The organism is Sneathiella aquimaris (assembly GCF_026409565.1).
In the GTDB taxonomy this organism is placed as follows: Bacteria; Pseudomonadota; Alphaproteobacteria; order Sneathiellales; family Sneathiellaceae; genus Sneathiella; species Sneathiella aquimaris.
Window position 1 is genome coordinate 791175 of sequence record NZ_CP112881.1, and the last position, 16604, is coordinate 807778.

16 protein-coding genes are annotated in these 16604 nt (G+C 49.1%); 6 read left to right on the forward strand and 10 right to left on the reverse strand.

Going from position 1 to position 16604, the window contains the following annotated elements:
* Positions 1 to 85 precede the first annotated feature (85 nt).
* Together OIR97_RS03650 and secA are read right to left on the reverse strand one after the other, a co-directional pair.
* A complete protein-coding gene (locus tag OIR97_RS03650) occupies positions 86 to 541 on the reverse strand; it encodes a tellurite resistance TerB family protein (RefSeq protein ID WP_169546318.1) in 456 nt (151 codons plus the stop codon).
* A 38-nt stretch (positions 542 to 579) separates the two neighbouring features.
* Entirely contained in the window at positions 580 to 3252 is a 2673-nt protein-coding gene (gene secA, locus OIR97_RS03655; RefSeq protein ID WP_169546354.1) for a preprotein translocase subunit SecA, read from the reverse strand.
* Positions 3253 to 3592: 340 nt separating this feature from the next.
* On the opposite strand from secA, the gene OIR97_RS03660 reads away from it, so the two are divergent.
* Positions 3593 to 4519 carry a peptidylprolyl isomerase gene (locus OIR97_RS03660; RefSeq protein ID WP_169546319.1) on the forward strand — a complete coding sequence of 309 codons (927 nt, stop codon included), beginning with the start codon at positions 3593 to 3595 and terminating at the stop codon, positions 4517 to 4519.
* A gap of 38 nt (positions 4520 to 4557) precedes the next feature.
* On the opposite strand, the gene OIR97_RS03665 is transcribed toward OIR97_RS03660, so the two are convergent.
* Complete coding sequence (locus OIR97_RS03665; RefSeq protein ID WP_169546320.1) at positions 4558 to 4995, reverse strand: DUF1178 family protein; 438 nt, start codon at positions 4993 to 4995, stop codon at positions 4558 to 4560.
* A 150-nt stretch (positions 4996 to 5145) separates the two neighbouring features.
* Here OIR97_RS03665 and OIR97_RS03670 point away from each other — a divergent pair, with 150 nt between their 5' ends.
* Entirely contained in the window at positions 5146 to 5646 is a 501-nt protein-coding gene (locus OIR97_RS03670) for a class I SAM-dependent methyltransferase (protein ID WP_169546321.1), read from the forward strand.
* Between the two features lie 13 nt (positions 5647 to 5659).
* Here OIR97_RS03670 and OIR97_RS03675 read toward each other — a convergent pair whose 3' ends face one another.
* The 4 genes from OIR97_RS03675 to OIR97_RS03690 form a co-directional block, all read right to left on the reverse strand.
* Positions 5660 to 6181, reverse strand: coding sequence for a MerR family transcriptional regulator (locus OIR97_RS03675; protein ID WP_169546322.1), 522 nt, complete (start codon positions 6179 to 6181; stop codon positions 5660 to 5662).
* Between the two features lie 192 nt (positions 6182 to 6373).
* A complete protein-coding gene (locus OIR97_RS03680) occupies positions 6374 to 7231 on the reverse strand; it encodes a carbon-nitrogen hydrolase family protein (protein WP_169546323.1) in 858 nt (285 codons plus the stop codon).
* An 18-nt stretch (positions 7232 to 7249) separates the two neighbouring features.
* Entirely contained in the window at positions 7250 to 7513 is a 264-nt protein-coding gene (grxC, locus tag OIR97_RS03685) for a glutaredoxin 3 (protein ID WP_169546324.1), read from the reverse strand.
* Positions 7514 to 7544: 31 nt separating this feature from the next.
* Positions 7545 to 8312: a ComF family protein gene (locus OIR97_RS03690; RefSeq protein WP_169546325.1), complete on the reverse strand. Its 768-nt coding sequence runs from the start codon at positions 8310 to 8312 to the stop codon at positions 7545 to 7547.
* A gap of 109 nt (positions 8313 to 8421) precedes the next feature.
* On the opposite strand from OIR97_RS03690, the gene OIR97_RS03695 reads away from it, so the two are divergent.
* The gene (locus tag OIR97_RS03695; RefSeq protein WP_169546326.1) at positions 8422 to 9324 is read left to right on the forward strand and encodes a methyltransferase domain-containing protein; all 903 of its coding nucleotides are present in this window, start codon (positions 8422 to 8424) and stop codon (positions 9322 to 9324) included.
* Positions 9325 to 9386: 62 nt separating this feature from the next.
* On the opposite strand, the gene mutT is transcribed toward OIR97_RS03695, so the two are convergent.
* The 3 genes from mutT to ubiG all read right to left on the reverse strand — a co-directional run bounded on the left by mutT (position 9387) and on the right by ubiG (position 11869).
* On the reverse strand, positions 9387 to 9794 hold the full coding sequence (mutT, locus tag OIR97_RS03700) for an 8-oxo-dGTP diphosphatase MutT (protein ID WP_219821776.1): 408 nt from the start codon (positions 9792 to 9794) through the stop codon (positions 9387 to 9389).
* A 7-nt stretch (positions 9795 to 9801) separates the two neighbouring features.
* Positions 9802 to 11034: a bifunctional glutamate N-acetyltransferase/amino-acid acetyltransferase ArgJ gene (gene argJ / locus OIR97_RS03705; RefSeq protein WP_169546327.1), complete on the reverse strand. Its 1233-nt coding sequence runs from the start codon at positions 11032 to 11034 to the stop codon at positions 9802 to 9804.
* A gap of 73 nt (positions 11035 to 11107) precedes the next feature.
* The gene (gene ubiG / locus OIR97_RS03710; protein ID WP_169546328.1) at positions 11108 to 11869 is read right to left on the reverse strand and encodes a bifunctional 2-polyprenyl-6-hydroxyphenol methylase/3-demethylubiquinol 3-O-methyltransferase UbiG; all 762 of its coding nucleotides are present in this window, start codon (positions 11867 to 11869) and stop codon (positions 11108 to 11110) included.
* Between the two features lie 169 nt (positions 11870 to 12038).
* Here ubiG and OIR97_RS03715 point away from each other — a divergent pair, with 169 nt between their 5' ends.
* The 3 genes from OIR97_RS03715 to ptsP all read left to right on the forward strand — a co-directional run bounded on the left by OIR97_RS03715 (position 12039) and on the right by ptsP (position 16573).
* The gene (locus OIR97_RS03715) at positions 12039 to 13259 is read left to right on the forward strand and encodes an aspartate kinase (protein ID WP_169546329.1); all 1221 of its coding nucleotides are present in this window, start codon (positions 12039 to 12041) and stop codon (positions 13257 to 13259) included.
* A gap of 4 nt (positions 13260 to 13263) precedes the next feature.
* A complete protein-coding gene (locus OIR97_RS03720; protein ID WP_169546330.1) occupies positions 13264 to 14283 on the forward strand; it encodes an NAD(P)H-dependent flavin oxidoreductase in 1020 nt (339 codons plus the stop codon).
* A gap of 85 nt (positions 14284 to 14368) precedes the next feature.
* A complete protein-coding gene (gene ptsP, locus OIR97_RS03725; RefSeq protein WP_219821777.1) occupies positions 14369 to 16573 on the forward strand; it encodes a phosphoenolpyruvate--protein phosphotransferase in 2205 nt (734 codons plus the stop codon).
* Positions 16574 to 16604: the final 31 nt, after the last annotated feature.

A 16604-nucleotide genomic window follows, 5' to 3' on the forward strand; every position in this document is an offset into this window, starting at 1 on the left:
ATTTGTTAAGACTATTAATTAGGGAGTAACTTCAATGCTGCTTGAAAACAAGTCCTTTATTGTCAATCACACAAAGAAGTTGTTATTAACTCGTAATGCCAAGCGTTTGCATAACCCGTTTTTTTGCAAGCCCGCTCTCGCGATCATCCACATAGATCAGCCCACAAATTCGACGGATCAGGTTCGCTTCATAGTCACTGACAGTGCCGTCTGCATAGGCAATTTCCCAAAGCATTTCAATAATTTGAATTCGATCATCTACAGGAAAATTTTCTTTGATGGCGCGGGTGAAATACAGGATTTGGTCGGAATTTTTATGCAATTCCCGGGCTTCATCTATCAGGGCCTCAGCTTCATCTCCCGACAGGGAAAAATGCCGTTTCAACAGGCGAGAAATCGCATTTTCTTCGCTGTCTGAAAAATCTTCATCCGCCAGCGCTGCTTCAATAAGAAGGGCAGCAGTTGCTGTCTGTTTGTCGTCTGGGCTATTTTGCAGGGATGTTTCGTCACCTGCAAAAATAGCTTTCAGTTTCGCTATCATATGTCACTCCTGGGGTTCGAGGGGGACAAAGGGGTTGATTAGGCCTGTCCGTGGCAATGTTTGAATTTCCGGCCTGAACCACAAGGGCAAGCGTCGTTGCGGCGAACTTTCCCCCATGTTGAAGGATCCTGTTCATTGAACGCCCGGGCCATTTCATTCTCACCAGTGGTTGGGTCAATATGGGTGGCCTGCAGCTCTTCTTCCGGGACTTCTTCCCGTTGAACAACGCGAGAGGGATCCTGCAGCTCGACATGAGACAGATAGGTCGTCACAGTCACGCGCAATTGATCGAGCATCATCTCGAACATGTTAAAAGCTTCCGTTTTATATTCGTTCAACGGATCTTTCTGGGCATAGGCCCGTAAAGAGACGCCCTGGCGCAACTGATCAAGTTGCAACAAGTGTTCTTTCCACGCTTGGTCAAGAATTTGCAGAAGAAGGCTTTTTTCGACCATTCGCATTACATCAGGCCCGTAATTAGCCGCTTTTTCGGCCATTTTACGCCCCGCATGATCTTTCAGGCGCTCGCGAATTTCCTCGTCTGCAATTCCTTCTTCCTGAGCCCATTCTTCAATTGGAAGATCAAGGGCGAGAACTTCGGTTACTTCTTCCTTCAGTTCCTGAACACGCCATTGTTCCGGATATGCTTTGGGTGGGATATGGGTGTCGACCATTACATCAATGGCTTCGTTCCGCATGCCTACGATGGTTTCAGAAACGTCTTCTTCTTCCATCAACTGGATGCGTTGCTCGTAAATGACCTTCCGCTGATCGTTCATAACGTCATCAAACTTCAACAGGTTTTTCCGAATATCATAGTTTCGGGCTTCAACCTTCTGCTGAGCTTTTTCGAGCGCTTTGTTAATCCATGGATGAACAATCGCTTCTCCATCTTCAAGGCCCAGTTTGCGCAACATGCCGTCCATGCGTTCGGAACCGAAGATGCGCATCAGATCATCTTGCAGTGACAGATAGAAACGCGATGTTCCCGGATCACCCTGACGTCCGGCACGGCCACGAAGCTGGTTATCAATCCTTCTGGACTCGTGGCGTTCAGTCGCGATAACGAACAGCCCCCCCAGTTCCAGCACTTTTTTCTTCTCTTCAGCGATTTGAGCCGCGGATTCTTTTTTGATCTCTTCGATTTTTTCCGGATCGTCGATATCCGTGGTCCTTGAGGCGATCAGCATCTCAAGGTTACCGCCCAGCTTGATGTCGGTACCACGGCCCGCCATATTTGTGGCGATCGTCACGGCACCCAACCGACCGGCCTGTCCGATGATTTCCGCTTCCTGCTCGTGATAACGGGCATTCAGAACGCTGTGTTTTATGTTGCGTTCGTTCAGGACCCTGGACAGCATTTCAGATTTCTCAATAGACGCTGTACCAACCAGAATAGGCTGTCCTTTGGACTGGCATTCTTCGACGGTCTTGATCACCGCATCGATTTTTTCTTTTTCTGTCCGATAGACTTCATCATCAGCGTCGACACGCTGGACGGGAACGTTGGTCGGCATTTCCAGAACGTTCAGACCGTAAATTTCAGCAAATTCGTCGGCTTCCGTGGACGCCGTGCCCGTCATACCGGATAGTTTTTTGTAAAGACGGAAGTAGTTTTGGAAGGTGATGGAGGCCAAAGTTTGGTTTTCTGGCTGAATATCTGCGCCTTCCTTGGCTTCCAGGGCCTGGTGAAGACCGTCAGAATAGCGGCGCCCGTCCATCATACGACCGGTGAATTCATCAATGATGATAACCTTGCGATCCTTGACGATATAGTCTTTGTCTTTTTCAAAAAGTTTGTGCGCTCTCAGTGCCTGATTGGCGTGATGCACAATGGAAATATTGTCAACATCATAGAGGCTCTCACTTTTCAACAAATCAGCATCCCGCAGGATCTGTTCGATATTCTCCGTACCTTCTTCGGTAAAGCTAACGGACTTCGCCTTCTCATCAACTTCGAAATCACTGTCCTGTAGCTTGGGGATCAGTGCATTGATGGCAAGATAGAGCTCTGATGAGTCTTCTGCGGGACCGGAAATGATCAATGGCGTCCGCGCTTCGTCAATCAGGATACTGTCAACTTCGTCGACGATGGCATAATTGAAGTCGCGCTGAACCATCGCGGACCGTTCAAATTTCATATTGTCGCGCAAGTAATCGAAACCGTATTCGTTATTGGTGCCGTATGTGATGTCGGCGGCATAGGCTTCACGGCGCTCGTCATCAGACATTCCGCTTAGGATACATCCAACGGTCAAGCCCAGTTTTTCATAGACCTGCCCCATCCAGGCGCTGTCGCGGCTTGCCAGATAATCGTTCACGGTTACGATATGAACACCTTTTCCTTCGAGGGCATTCAGATAAGCGGCTAAAGTAGAAACAAGCGTTTTACCCTCACCTGTTTTCATTTCGGTAATGTTGCCTTGATGCAAAACGATACCGCCCATCAGCTGAACATCATAATGTCGTTCACCAAGGGCGCGCCGGGCCGCTTCGCGAACGCAGGCAAAAGCCTCTGGAAGCAGGTCATCCAATGTCTTTCCATCAGCAAGTGCTTGCCTGAACTCTACTGTTTTGGCCATCAAGGCTTCGTCGGAAAGCGGTTTAATCTGATCTTCCAGGCCGTTGATCTTGTCAACAAGGGTAAGAATAGGTTTCAGGGCGCGATCATTTGAAGAGCCAAATATTGCCTTGGCAATTGTACCAAACATTTCCGATATTACTCCGGTCACGTACGCTTCTTGAACACGGTATTCAATTAACGCACAGGATAGTTATTGTGTGGGCGACAAACCGAATGGGTCCGGTTGATCGTCATAAGCCTAGGTGACAGATAAGCGGGAACTGTCCGTCTGTCAATCTATCCGGAACGATCACTTCAATTTGAGGCTGATAATGCGCTTCTTTGACGGGAATTGGACTGCTTTTTGCAACAATACTTGTGTGCTCTAACAAATGACCTATATTCGCAATCAAGCCACGATGACTTAAACAGGCCAAGGGCCTATGGTATCGATGGATAAAGACTTACAAATCTGGGATTAATAGATCATGAAAATCGCTAATTTCCTCGCCTTTTTGATTGTGGCGGGAGTGTCGTTGGGTATCGGTTACTATGTCGGTTCCGATATGCAAAATCCACTGCAGCAGTTTACCGGCGATAAAACTGCGCCAGCTGACAAAGCCCCTGACGCTTCTGATATGGTCGTTGCCACGGTTAATGGCACGGAAATCAGAGAATCAGAAGTTCTTGCGATGTATGAAACATTGCCGGAACAATATCGTCAGGCACCCTATCCTTTTGTGAAGCCACAGCTCGTTGAACAAATGGTCAATATGAAGCTCGTTCTTGATGCCGCGCTGGCTGAAGAGTTTCAAAAGCAGCCTGAATTCATGAGTGAACTGAGCTCAACACGGGATCAAATTCTTCAGGGATATTATATCCGCAAGAAAATCGAAGAAATGGTAACGGATGAGGCTGTTAAAGCCGAATATGAAAAAGTGACCCAGGATTTTGTGCCTGAACAGGAAGTTCATGCCCGTCACATCCTCCTTAAAGAAGAGGAGGAGGCCAAAGCGGTTATTGAAAAACTGGATGCGGGTGGTAACTTTGTTGAATTGGCAAAAGAGTTCTCAACGGGACCGTCAAAAACAACAGGCGGTGATCTTGGCTATTTTGTAAAAGAACGAATGGTTCCTGAATTCGCGACAGCGGCGTTTGCGCTTGAAAAAGGGGCATATACAAAAGAGCCGGTCCAGACACAGTTTGGCTGGCATGTTATTCTGCTGGAAGACCGCAGAGATACACAGCCACCTGCATTCTCTGAAATGGAACCTCAGCTGAGAAATACCCTGACCAATAATTCAGTCACGGGAATGCTGGATAAAATGAAAGAAGGGGCCACAATTTCGATTGTAAAGCCGGAAGGCGAAACCTCGGAAGATGAGAAAAAAGCGGAGCCTGAAAAAGAAGGCTAACGGATTAAGAAAAAAGCCCGGTTTTGACCGGGCTTTTTTTATGCATCATTGGTTGGAACCCAGGGGATCGTTGCAAGTTCTACCCCTTCGTCTTCCAGTTCCTGTTTTTCTTCCAAAGTTGTTTGTCCGTAAATGCCGCGTTCTTCTGTTTCCCCGTAGTGAATTTTTCGGGCTTCTTCTGCAAATTTGTCTCCGACATAATCACAGTTTTCTTCTACGGCTTTTCGAATTTCCCGAAGAGTATTCATGGCGGTCGCGACCTGCAAGTGTTCGCTCTCCATCTCTGTGTCAGATTTTTTTGGCGCGCTTCCTTTTTTCGGGACGGACGGCGCCATGGGGGCTTTGGTTACGGAGACGCTCCCGCATAATGTACAGGTGATTATGTTGCGCTCGCTTTGTTCGTCATATGCGGCGCTGTTTTTGAACCACGCTTCAAAAACGTGACTATTTTCACATTTTAGATTGTACTTGATCATTCAATTCTGCATCTATCATTGATTAAAAGCCAACCGGTCGATGACGAGCGGCCTAAGTGAAAAATAGGTATTTTTCTGGTGTAGTGCAAGTATTGCAATGGCACTGCCGGTAAAGCGCAGATTTGATTTTGATCTGATAAAGGAAAAAATGTGAGTGATATCGAAAGCTGGATCGAAAAACAGGCACATTTAGTGGACAGCAATCACACGGTTCTGGATCTCGCCTGTGGTGGCGGTCGTCACGCCCGGTACTTTGCTGAAAAAGGGTGTCATGTGACCGCTGTTGACCGAGACTTGACCAAGATCAGGGCACTGGGCAGTGAGAAAATAACGGTGCTTGAGGCCGATCTTGAAAGCAATGGCTGGCCTTTTTCTGGCGCCAGTTTCGATTGTATTGTCGTTGTAAACTATCTTTGGCGTCCGCTATTTCCGATGCTGAAGGCGGCAATAAAACCAAAAGGCCACCTGATTTATTCAACCTTCGCCATCGGGAATGAAGCCCACGGCAGACCAAGCAACCCCGATTTTCTGCTGAAAACAGGGGAATTGAAGACTGCCTTTGGCGATCTTGATATTCTGGATTTCGAAGAGGGATATCGGGCTTCTCCGAAACCCGCGGTAAGGCAATCTATCGTCGCTTGTAAGGCCTGACCGTATTCTGTGGTTAAATGTTGAGGTCAGGGTATTCCGGCGCGTCTTTGGAGGCGTCCGTTTGTCTAAGATTGACATCTAGTATCTTCTTGTATGCGCTTTGCATTTTCGTGGTGATCGTGCCTAGCTGCTTTAACGGGACTTGTTCTGATTGTCCAAGAACGGCCAGAAGAAAAATCCAGTCTTTTTGGGGAAGGGTGCGAAGAGCGTTGCCCGGTGCCAGCATGGTTTGTAAAAGGATTTTCTGCTGGGTTAAAACGTCAATTTTGTCCGACAGTATCGATATTTGATCCCGCAGAATAGTTTCGCGGCTTGGCATCGGGTGGCCCTGAAGCCGCTCCTTGATCTGTTCGATTGTTAATCCTGATTTGCGCAGTAATTTTATACAGGCCAACGTCTCGCAGTCCTGATTGCTATAGAGACGATATCGGTTCCCTTTTTGCCTTTTTGGAACAAGCAGACCCTTTTTCTCATAAAAAAGGAGGGTAGTTCTGGACAGGTCAAATTTATGAACCATGGTGCCAATGCTATACATTTTCAAAATTGCTTCCAACGATTGTGATTGCTGTATTCGTTAGTCGAAGCAAAAAAGAAAAGGTTCAAAATCAACCTGAACCCCGTTACCTGTTGCAGACAGATGATAACCCCTCAGACAGGATGCTTGAGTTGTGCAACTATTGGTCTATCGGGTTAAGGTGTCCCTTCGCCGCAGCGGTAGAATAAAACGTTATTCAGCCGCGGTCTGCTGGTCGTTTCCGAGAGATAGGCTATAGGGCCGAGAATTCTTCAGATTTGGAACCTGTTGGCGGCGTTTCTGCGTCTCGGCGACGTCAATTTCGGCCAGTATGACACCGATATCATCTCCACCGTCAGCCAGAACTTCACCCCAAGGGTCAATGATCAACGAGTGGCCATATGTATGTCGCTTCTTGGAATGATGCCCGCACTGCGCAGGGGCAATTACAAATGCGCCATTTTCAATTGCTCTTGCGCGCTGCAACACGTGCCAGTGCGCTTTCCCGGTTGTGTGTGTGAACGCGGCTGGTGTTGTGAAAATAGTGGCCCCGCCTTTTTGGGCGAGATCCTGAAACAGATGAGAGAAACGAACGTCATAGCAAATTGTCATACCGATTGTTGCCCAATCAGTCTGGACTGTAACGGCCTTCTCTCCTGGTGCGTATGCATTGGATTCTTTATGGCTTTCACCATTTTCCAACGCCACGTCGAACATATGGATTTTGTCGTATTTACCTGCAATTGATCCATCTGGTGCAATCAGAAAGGAACGATTGGCGAGTCGATCGTCGTCCGGCTTCTTGATCACCAGGGATCCCGCCATAACCCACTTCTTGTGATCCATAGCAAGAGCACGAAACGCTTTCAGAGTTATATCGTCTTCTTCATATTGAGCAATATCCCGTGCCGCGGCCTTGTTCGGCTCCATTAAATTTGTCACTTCGGGCGTCGCAATAAAATCGGCCCCTTCCGAAATGCTTTGTCTAATCAGATCCGACGAAACTTGAAGATTTTCAATCGGATCAGTGCCAGAGGTCATCTGAACACAGGCAGCGGTGAATTTTGACATAAGGTTACTTTCCTTATTTTAGGATTTTACGCCTAGAATTTGATCCAGATTGCCCGAAGCGTCAAGGCGATGAATGAAATCACAATCGCCGATATGTTCGCCATCGACAAAAATCTGAGGAACCGACGTCGCGCCTTCAGAGCGTTTGCTCATTTCTTTTCTGCGCGGGGCATCAACAGTAACGTCAATTTCTTCAAACGATATCCCTTTTTTCTTTAGCAGGGACTTGGCCCGTGAACAAAAAGGGCAAAACATGGTTGTGTAAATTTCGATACGCTTCATTTTAAATACCTGACTGGGTGAACGATTAGTCTTATATAGACAAGTTGGCGGGCCGAACAACCCGACATAAAGTGAGAATGTCAACTTGAGCCGCCCCTGCATTCAGCAGGCAATCGGCGCAGGCGCTTAGTGTAGCACCGGTTGTGTAAACATCGTCAATCAAAAGGATCCTCTGGCCGATCAACTTTTCTTGCATTGTCGGTCGCACGGCAAACGCACCTTTTACATTCAGCCAGCGCCCTTTAAAGGTTTTACTGCCTTGGCTTGGTGTCGCCTTTTTACGGAGCAGTAAGGTTGGCGCGACAGGCTGGTTCGTCAGTCTACCAATTTGATTGGCGAGAAGCGCGGACTGGTTATATCGCCTTTTCAAAAGTCGATTAGGGTGAAGCGGGACAGGGACGATCAAACAGGGGGCGGCCAGAAGATCCGGCGCTGAGCGGACCATCCACTGTGCGAAGGCAGGTGTCTGATCGGTCCGATCAGCATGTTTAAAGGACAGAACCATGTCTCTGCTGGCCTCGTCATATTTCAAAACGGATCGGCCACTTGAAAAGGGAGGCGGTTTTGCGATGCAAGACCCACAAAGAGGTGTCTCTCCGACATTGTAATCAAAAGGATAGCCGCATTGAACGCAATAGGGAGCACTGATAAAGGTGATGTCTGGCCAGCAACCGGCGCACAGGCTGCTTGCAGTGTCTACGGGCTCACTGCACCGGGCACATTGGGCTGGAAAGAGTATATCAAGGGTGCCCTTTCCCAGTATCGTAATGGCCTTTTGTATGGAGTGACGGTCAAACATTCCTAATCTTAGTTGAATAAAAATAAAATAGAACGCCAAAATAGATATTTTTGGAATTTTCCATTTTTCCGACATTGAGTTCCGATAGCGTGCATGCCATAAGGGCACAATGACAGACAGCTTTTCTTCTCAGCCCCTTCTATTCGACCGATCAAGTGTCCGTCGGCATCGGGATCGTGCGGCAAATGGAGACTGGCCCACCCATGGCTTCCTGTTCGAAGAAGTTGCCGACCGATTGGCTGAGCGGTCGCTGGATATTACCCGAACCCACGATCTGGTACTGGATTTAGGCTGCCACGGCGGTGCCTTTGGACAGGCTATGGAGGCAATGGGAAAGGCGCAGACCGTAGTATCAGTGGACATCAGTACGGGAATGGTCGAAAAAACACCCAATAATTTGAAAATTGTCGCCAGCGAAGAATTCCTGCCGTTTGCATCTGAAAGCTTTGATTTGATTGGCAGTGTTCTGAGTTTGCATTGGACCAATGACTTACCGGGTGCGCTCATTCAGATCAACCGGGCCTTAAAGGCCGATGGTATTTTTTTAGGGGCCTTATTCGGGATCGAAACTCTTCAGGAGTTAAAGGAATGTCTGACACAGGCCGAGCTTGAAATCCGGAGTGGTTTAAGCCCGCGAGTCTCCCCTTTTACTGAAGTTCGGGATGCGGGCGCGCTTTTGCAACGCGCGGGATTTGCTTTGCCGGTTTCAGACGTTGAAACCATTACGCTTAAATACAAGACACCTTTTGATCTGTTGAAAGAGTTGCGCGGCATGGGGGAGGCAAATGCTTTGCTCGATCGCCAGAAAAGCTTCACTGGCCGAAAGGTCTTGATGCGTATGGCAGAGCTGTATTTTGAAAAATATGCCGATGAAGAAGGCCTTATTCCGGCGACGTTCCAAATCATCTATCTTACCGGATGGTCGCCCCATGAGAGTCAGCAGGTTCCTCTGAAACGAGGAAGCGCAACAACAAGCCTGACAGATATTCTCGACCAGAAGAAACCTGAGTAAACAGACCTATTTTGGAAGACAGCTTGCTTGCCTGAATGAACGTTGGCTAGAAAACACGTGGGTTACAGCAAGTCCCGCAACATCGCCACCAGCGGAATATCTGCAGGGGGCATCGGGAAGTCTTTCATTTGATTGGCCCGAACCCATTTGAGGGTTTGTCGCTCCACAGGCTTGGGGGTGCCCGCCCAACGTCGGCAGACGTAAAGGGGCATTAACAAATGGAACGCTTCGTAGGTATGACTGGCAAATGTAAAGGGTGCGAGGCAGGCGGCAGTTACATCAATTGACAGCTCTTCTTTTAATTCGCGGATAAGCGCGTTTTCAGGCGTTTCCCCTGTTTCCACTTTGCCACCAGGAAATTCCCACAAGCCTGCCATGCTTTTGCCTTCGGGGCGCTGGGCAATCAGAACACGGTTATCGTCATCCACCAGGGCGACGGCAACAACTAAAACAGTTGGCAAGGATGACATGGGTTTGTCAGCTCCGATAATCTGCGTTGATTTCGATATATCCGTGTGTCAGGTCGCAGGTCCATGCATGTGCCTGGCCATGCCCTACGGCAACGTCGACATCGATTGTAATATCCTTGCCTTTCATGAGCGGCACGATTTCCTCTTCCCGGTATGACGGATCAGGTGCCCCGTTTGCCGCAATTTGAAGGCCACATATTTTCAGGGCAATGTTATCCCGGTCGGCCTTCTCGCCGGATTTGCCAACGGCCATGATAACCCGTCCCCAATTCGCGTCTTCGCCTGCAATCGCTGTTTTTACCAACGGTGAGTTGGCAATCGCCAAAGCAATGGTTTTGGCAGATGCATCACTGGTTGCACCGGTCACTGAAACGGTAATGAATTTGGTCGCGCCCTCTCCATCTTTGGCAACTTGTTTGGCAAGGTCGGCCATAACATCGAACAATGCTTGCTTGAAGCCATTCAGCGATGGATCGGTTTTGCTGTCAGGTGCCTTATTCGTCGCTGTCCCTGTTGCAAAAAGAAGGACGCTGTCACTGGTCGACGTATCACTGTCAACAGTGACACAATTAAAGGTCTTCTCGTTCACCTCTGCCAGCAGGGCTTGCAGGATGTCTGAGGGAATGTCTGCGTCGGTAAACAGGAAAGCCAGCATGGTCGCCATATCCGGCGCGATCATCCCAGAGCCTTTTGCAAAGCCGGTGATCGTTACGGTTTTGCCGTTCAAGTCGCAAGTTGCATGGGCGCCTTTGGGAAAAGTATCCGTGGTCAGGATCGCATCAGCTGCGTTTTCTGATTTGTTTTCGGACAAATCGTCCATCATGCCTGGCAATGTTTGGGTGATGGCTTCGGTTGGAACTGGTTCGCCAATAACTCCCGTTGAGGCGATATAAATCTCTTCGACTTTCCCGCCAACAAGTTCTGCCGTTTTTTTCGCAGTTTCCTCGACGGTCCTGATGCCCGCAGAGCCTGTAAATACGTTGGCGATACCAGCATTAACGACAAGCGCACGGGCCTTGCCGTGTGGCAGGATTTTTCTGCCCCAGTCGACAGGCGCACCCGGCATGGAGTTTTTTGTAAAAACGCCAGCGACGGTCGTGCCCGGATCGAAAACCGCAAGCAGGAGATCGTCTCTTCCTTTGTATCGCATGCCGGAATTCGTCGTTGCAAAACGAACTCCCTTAACCACAGGAAGATCAGGAAACCGGGCGGGTGCCAAGGGTGAAATAGGCAGCGACATAGTATCTATCCAAAAAGAGTGACAGCCCCTGATTAGTCATTTTCAAAGGAGAGGTCAAATGGGGGTATGGAATTTATGAGGGTTTATGGGCGGCGATCATATAATTGACGCTGAAATCCTGACTTAATCGCCAGTTATCATTAATCGGGTTATAGGTTGCTCCAGACATGTCTTTTATTAACAGGCCACGATTGCGCACCATCTTAATCACCTCAGACGGCCGCAGAAACTTTTTCCAGTTATGGGTCCCGCGCGGTAGCCACCTCAAGATATATTCAGCACCGACAATTGCCAGCGCATAGCTTTTCATTGTTCTGTTGAGGGTTGCCACAAACAGAATGCCGCCGGGCTTCAGCATTTCACAGCAAGACGCGTTGAAACCGTCTACATCCGCTACATGCTCTATGACTTCCATATTCAGAATAATGTCAAATTTTTCGCCTGCCGCGGCAAGTTCTTCAGCTGTAGTATGCCGATAGTCAATTGACAGTCCCATTTTTTCAGCGTGCAACGAGGCTACACGGATATTGGTTTCCGAGGCATCGGCTGCAACCACTTCGGCGCCCAACCGCGCCATGGGTTCACTCAGTAGTCCGCCGCCACAGCCAATATCAAGCAATCGCAAGCCCTTTAAAGGCTTGAGCTGTCCGGCTCCTTCAGTCGGCTGCAAACCGAAATGATGAATGACCTGATCCCGGATATACCCAATTCGGATCGGGTTGAACTTGTGAAGAGGTTTAAACTTACCTTTTTCATCCCACCATTCATCCGCCATTGCGGCGAAATTCGAGATTTCCTTCGGGTCAACTGACTTAGAATTTGCCGCGTCACTCATGGCTTGTCGTCCAAAAATAGTCCAAATAACTAATAAAATTGATCGCTGCGCTTGCCCAGCATGCTGTGTTAAGTATATGTATACGCTCCTTCAAAAGGAAAAGGTACCCGTTCCTTAAATTTTAAGTATGCCTTTATAAAAAAGGCGAGGTCGAAAGGTTACAGCAGTCATGGCACGGCTGGTTATGAAATTTGGTGGCACATCTGTGGGGTCTGTTGAACGGATCAAGAATGTGGCCAAACGCGTCAAAAAAGAAGTGGACGCCGGCAACGAAGTAGCGGTTGTTGTCTCGGCAATGTCCGGAGAGACCAATCGTCTGGTTGGCTTGGCGTCTGATGTCGCCGCGCTGCATGATGCGCGCGAATATGATGTGGTTGTTTCCAGTGGTGAACAGGTGACAGTCGGACTGTTATCCATGGCGCTACAGGATCTTGGAGTGAACGCCCGTTCCTGGCTTGGATGGCAAATTCCCGTAAAAACCAGTGATGTCCATGGTGCTGCACGGATCGAGGATATCGACTGTTCAGATCTTGTTGAACGGTTTAAGGATGGTCAGGTTGCTGTTTGCGCTGGTTTTCAGGGGATCGCCTCAAGCCGCCGCATTACCACGTTAGGACGGGGGGGGTCTGACACATCAGCGGTTGCCCTTGCTGCCGCGATGGAAGCGGATCAGTGTGATATCTATACGGATGTGGACGGAATTTATACAGCAGATCCCCGCATCGCGACAAAAGCATCAAAACTTGATAGAATTACTTATGAAGAGATGCTTGAATTGGCATCACTTGGCGCAAAGGTATTGCAAACCCGCTCAGTCGAAATGGCGATGAAGCACCGGGTTAAGTTGCAAGTACTGTCCAGTTTTGAAGAATTACCAGGAACACTGGTTGTTGATGAGGATGACATAGTGGAACATCAAGTAGTAAGTGGCGTCACCTATACACGGGATGAAGCAAAGGTAACATTGCAACAGGTGAACGATCAGCCTGGCGTTGCAGCGCTGGTTTTTGGGGCGCTTGCAGATGCCCATGTCAATGTGGACATGATTGTTCAAAACGTGTCTGAAGACGGTAAAGCCACGGACCTGACCTTTACAGTTGGTCGCAATGAACTTGATCCTGCCCTGAAAGTTCTTGAGAACCTCAAAGGGGAAGTGAACTGCAAGGCGATTGTTCCCGACCCGAATGTTGTAAAAGTCTCCATCGTCGGTATGGGCATGCGCAGCCATGCAGGGGTTGCGCAGACAATGTTCAGCGCCCTGGCAGAAAAAGGGATCAATATTCAGGTGATTTCAACCTCAGAAATCAAGGTTAGTGTTCTCCTCGCAGAAGAATATACAGAACTTGCAGTACGCACGTTACATTCCGCCTTTAATCTGGATGCAGCCTGATATAATGACAGATACAATGACACATGAAGGCCTTCAGAAGCTGAAGGTAGCCTGGGATCGCGGGTGTGAATTCCTGGGAACAGAATATGCAATTCTGGGCGGGGCGATGTCCTGGGTTTCAGAACGTCATCTCGTTGCCGCTATTTCAAATGCTGGCGGATTTGGTGTTATCGCCTGTGGCGCCATGACACCGGATCTGCTGGATACAGAAATCAAGGCAACGCAGGCAATGACATCAAAGCCTTTCGGGGTCAATTTGATTACCATGCATCCAGAGTTGGATAAGCTTGTCGATGTTTGCCTTGAAAACAATGTGGGGCATGTCGTCCTGGCAGGTGGTTTGCCAGCCCGGGATACCATCACCAAGATAAAAGACGGGGGTGCCAAAACTATTTGTTTTGCTCCCATCCTTGCGCTTGCAAAGAAGCTTATTCGATCAGGGGCGGATGCCCTTGTCATTGAAGGCATGGAAGCAGGGGGGCATATCGGCCCTGTCTCCACAAGTGTTTTGGCGCAGGAAATTCTGCCCCATATTACAGATGTTCCGGTTTTTGTTGCCGGGGGGATTGCCCGAGGTGAAGCTATTGCCAATTATCTGCGAATGGGCGCATCAGGTGTGCAACTGGGAACGCGGTTTGTCTGCGCTACGGAATGTATCGCCCACGCCGATTTCAAGAAGGCATTCATTCGTGCCAGTGCAAGGGATGCTGTAACAACTGTGCAGGTGGACCCTCAATTCCCTGTTATTCCGGTCCGGGCATTGAATAACGAAGGCGGCCGTAAGTTTATTGAAACTCAGCATGAAGTCATCGCCAAATATAAAGCTGGCGAACTTGATCTGGAAAGTGCACAACTGGAAATTGAGCATTTTTGGGCCGGTGCTTTGCGGCGCGCCGTGATTGACGGTGATGTTGAATATGGTTCGGTTATGGCCGGTCAAAGTGTTGGTATGGTCAAAAAAGAGCAATCAACACAAGATATTTTGCAGGAACTGGTTGATGAGGCGGCGAATAGTTTTGCCTAACCTTGTTGGCAGGAAGGCATTTGGATAGATGAGCAACGCGGCAGTCAGCGGCCCGAGAATATTATTCCGTCAACTCCGGAGGGTGATGGCGGGACAAGGGGATGCTGAGCTCCGCTTGCAGACAATTGTTGGCCTGATTGCCTCCAATATGATTGCGGAAGTCTGCTCATGCTACTTGATGCGGGCTGGAGATGTCCTGGAGCTTTTCGCGACCCAGGGACTGAATAAAGAAGCCGTCCACAGAACCCGTCTTCGGGTTGGTGAAGGACTGGTCGGTGATATCGCCGCCCATGCCCGCCCGCTAAATCTATCCGATGCGCAAAGTCATCCTCAATTTGCTTATCGCCCTGAAACGGGTGAGGAAGCTTACCATTCTCTTCTAGGGGCTCCGATCTTACGCGGGGGCCGTGTTATTGGTGTTCTGGTGGTTCAGAACCGGACCATGCGCCATTATACGGAAGAAGAAGTAGAGGCTATTCAAACCGTCGCCATGGTTGTTGCTGAACTGGTCAGTTCAGAAGAAATGATCAGTTCGACAGAACTGTTGGATACGGCCGGCAATGCCACGTTGCCACACCGTCTTGCGGGGCGTGTTCTGGCCGAAGGGCTGGCAGCAGGTTATGCAATTCTTCATGAGCCCCGCATCGAAGTGCGGCAGACCATCGCCGATAACATGGCCGATGAATTGGTGCGTCTTGAAGTCGCTGTGAGCGGGTTGCAAAGTTCAGTTGACGATATGCTGAATACCACAGATGCGCTGGCCAGCGAAGAATCCAAGGATATCTTCGAAGCCTATAAAATGTTCGCCCATGACAAAAGCTGGTTGAAGCGGCTGGAAACTGCGGTGCGGGCTGGGTTGACGGCGGAAGCGGCGATCAAGCGTGTTCAGGATGATACCCGCAATCGGATGAAAGAAATTGTGGACCCGTATATTCGGGAGCGTTTGTCGGATTTGGATGATCTGGCAAACCGGCTTTATCTGCATCTTGAGGGGAATCAGGGCATTGATCGCCACCATCTGCCTCAGGAGACGGTGGTTGTTGCCCGCAATATGAGCGCTGCTGAGCTTTTGGATTACGACCAGTCAAACTTGCGGGCTGTTGTGTTGGTCGAGGGAACAAGAAGCAGCCATGTTGCGATTGTCGCACGGGCACTGGGCGTCCCGGTCATTGGTCAATGCGAGGAAATCTACGATTCTGTCGAGCAGGGTGATTATGTTCTTGTCGACGGGGAACACGGGCAGGTGTTCCTGCGTCCGGGCGACGATGTTACGCAGGCGTTCGATCGTAGTGTTCGTCACCGGGAAGAACGGCAGGCGAAATTTGCAGCTTTAAGGGATAAAGAAGCAATTTCCAAGGATGGTCAACTGGTGGATCTGCATATGAATGCGGGTCTGCTAATCGATCTGGACCATTTTGATTCCGCTGGCGCCGATGGTATTGGGCTCTTTCGGACAGAATTACAGTTTATGGTTCGCTCCAAGATGCCGAAAGTGGATGAACAGACTGAATTATATTCCACTGTTCTGGATAAAGCCGGTGATCGGCCGGTTATTTTCAGAACTCTGGATGTTGGTGGTGACAAAGTTCTTCCTTACCTTCAGATGAAGGAAGAAGAAAATCCTGCCTTGGGGTGGCGGGCCATTCGAATTGGGTTGGATCGTCCAGCGCTTTTGAAAGCGCAATTACGGGCGATGGTGCGCGCCGCCGCCGGTCGAAATCTGAGTCTGATGTTCCCGATGATTGCCGAGGTTTCCGAATTTCTTGAAGCCAAATCTCTTCTGACCCGCGAAATAGAGCGGGAAAAAGAAAAGGGAAGAGGTCCTAAACAGGTGAAAGTTGGAACGATGATTGAGGTGCCCTCCATCATCTGGCAAATGCCTCATCTGTTAAGAGAGGTCGATTTTGTATCTGTCGGCTCGAACGATCTATTACAGTTTTTCTATGCCGTTGATCGCGGAAACGCGATGGTGACAGATCGATACGATGTCTTGAGCTCAAGCTTTTTATCGATGCTGCAATATATTGCGCGGGAATGCGACAAGGCGGGCGTTCCCGTTTCGATTTGTGGGGATGTGGCCGGTAAACCTTTGGAAGCGATGACGTTGATCGGGCTTGGTTATCGGTCTCTGTCGATGTCGGTTGAAGCCATTGGCCCTGTCAAGCAAATGGTGCGCAGCGCTGATATTGCTAAAATTAACGAATTCACCAAACGTCTATGCAACTCGAAAGTTATTTCAGCCCGTGAACAGCTTCGTGCATTTGCGAAAGATCATTCGATTATCGTGTGATTTTTTTAAGAGTGAAACGACCTTAACTGTT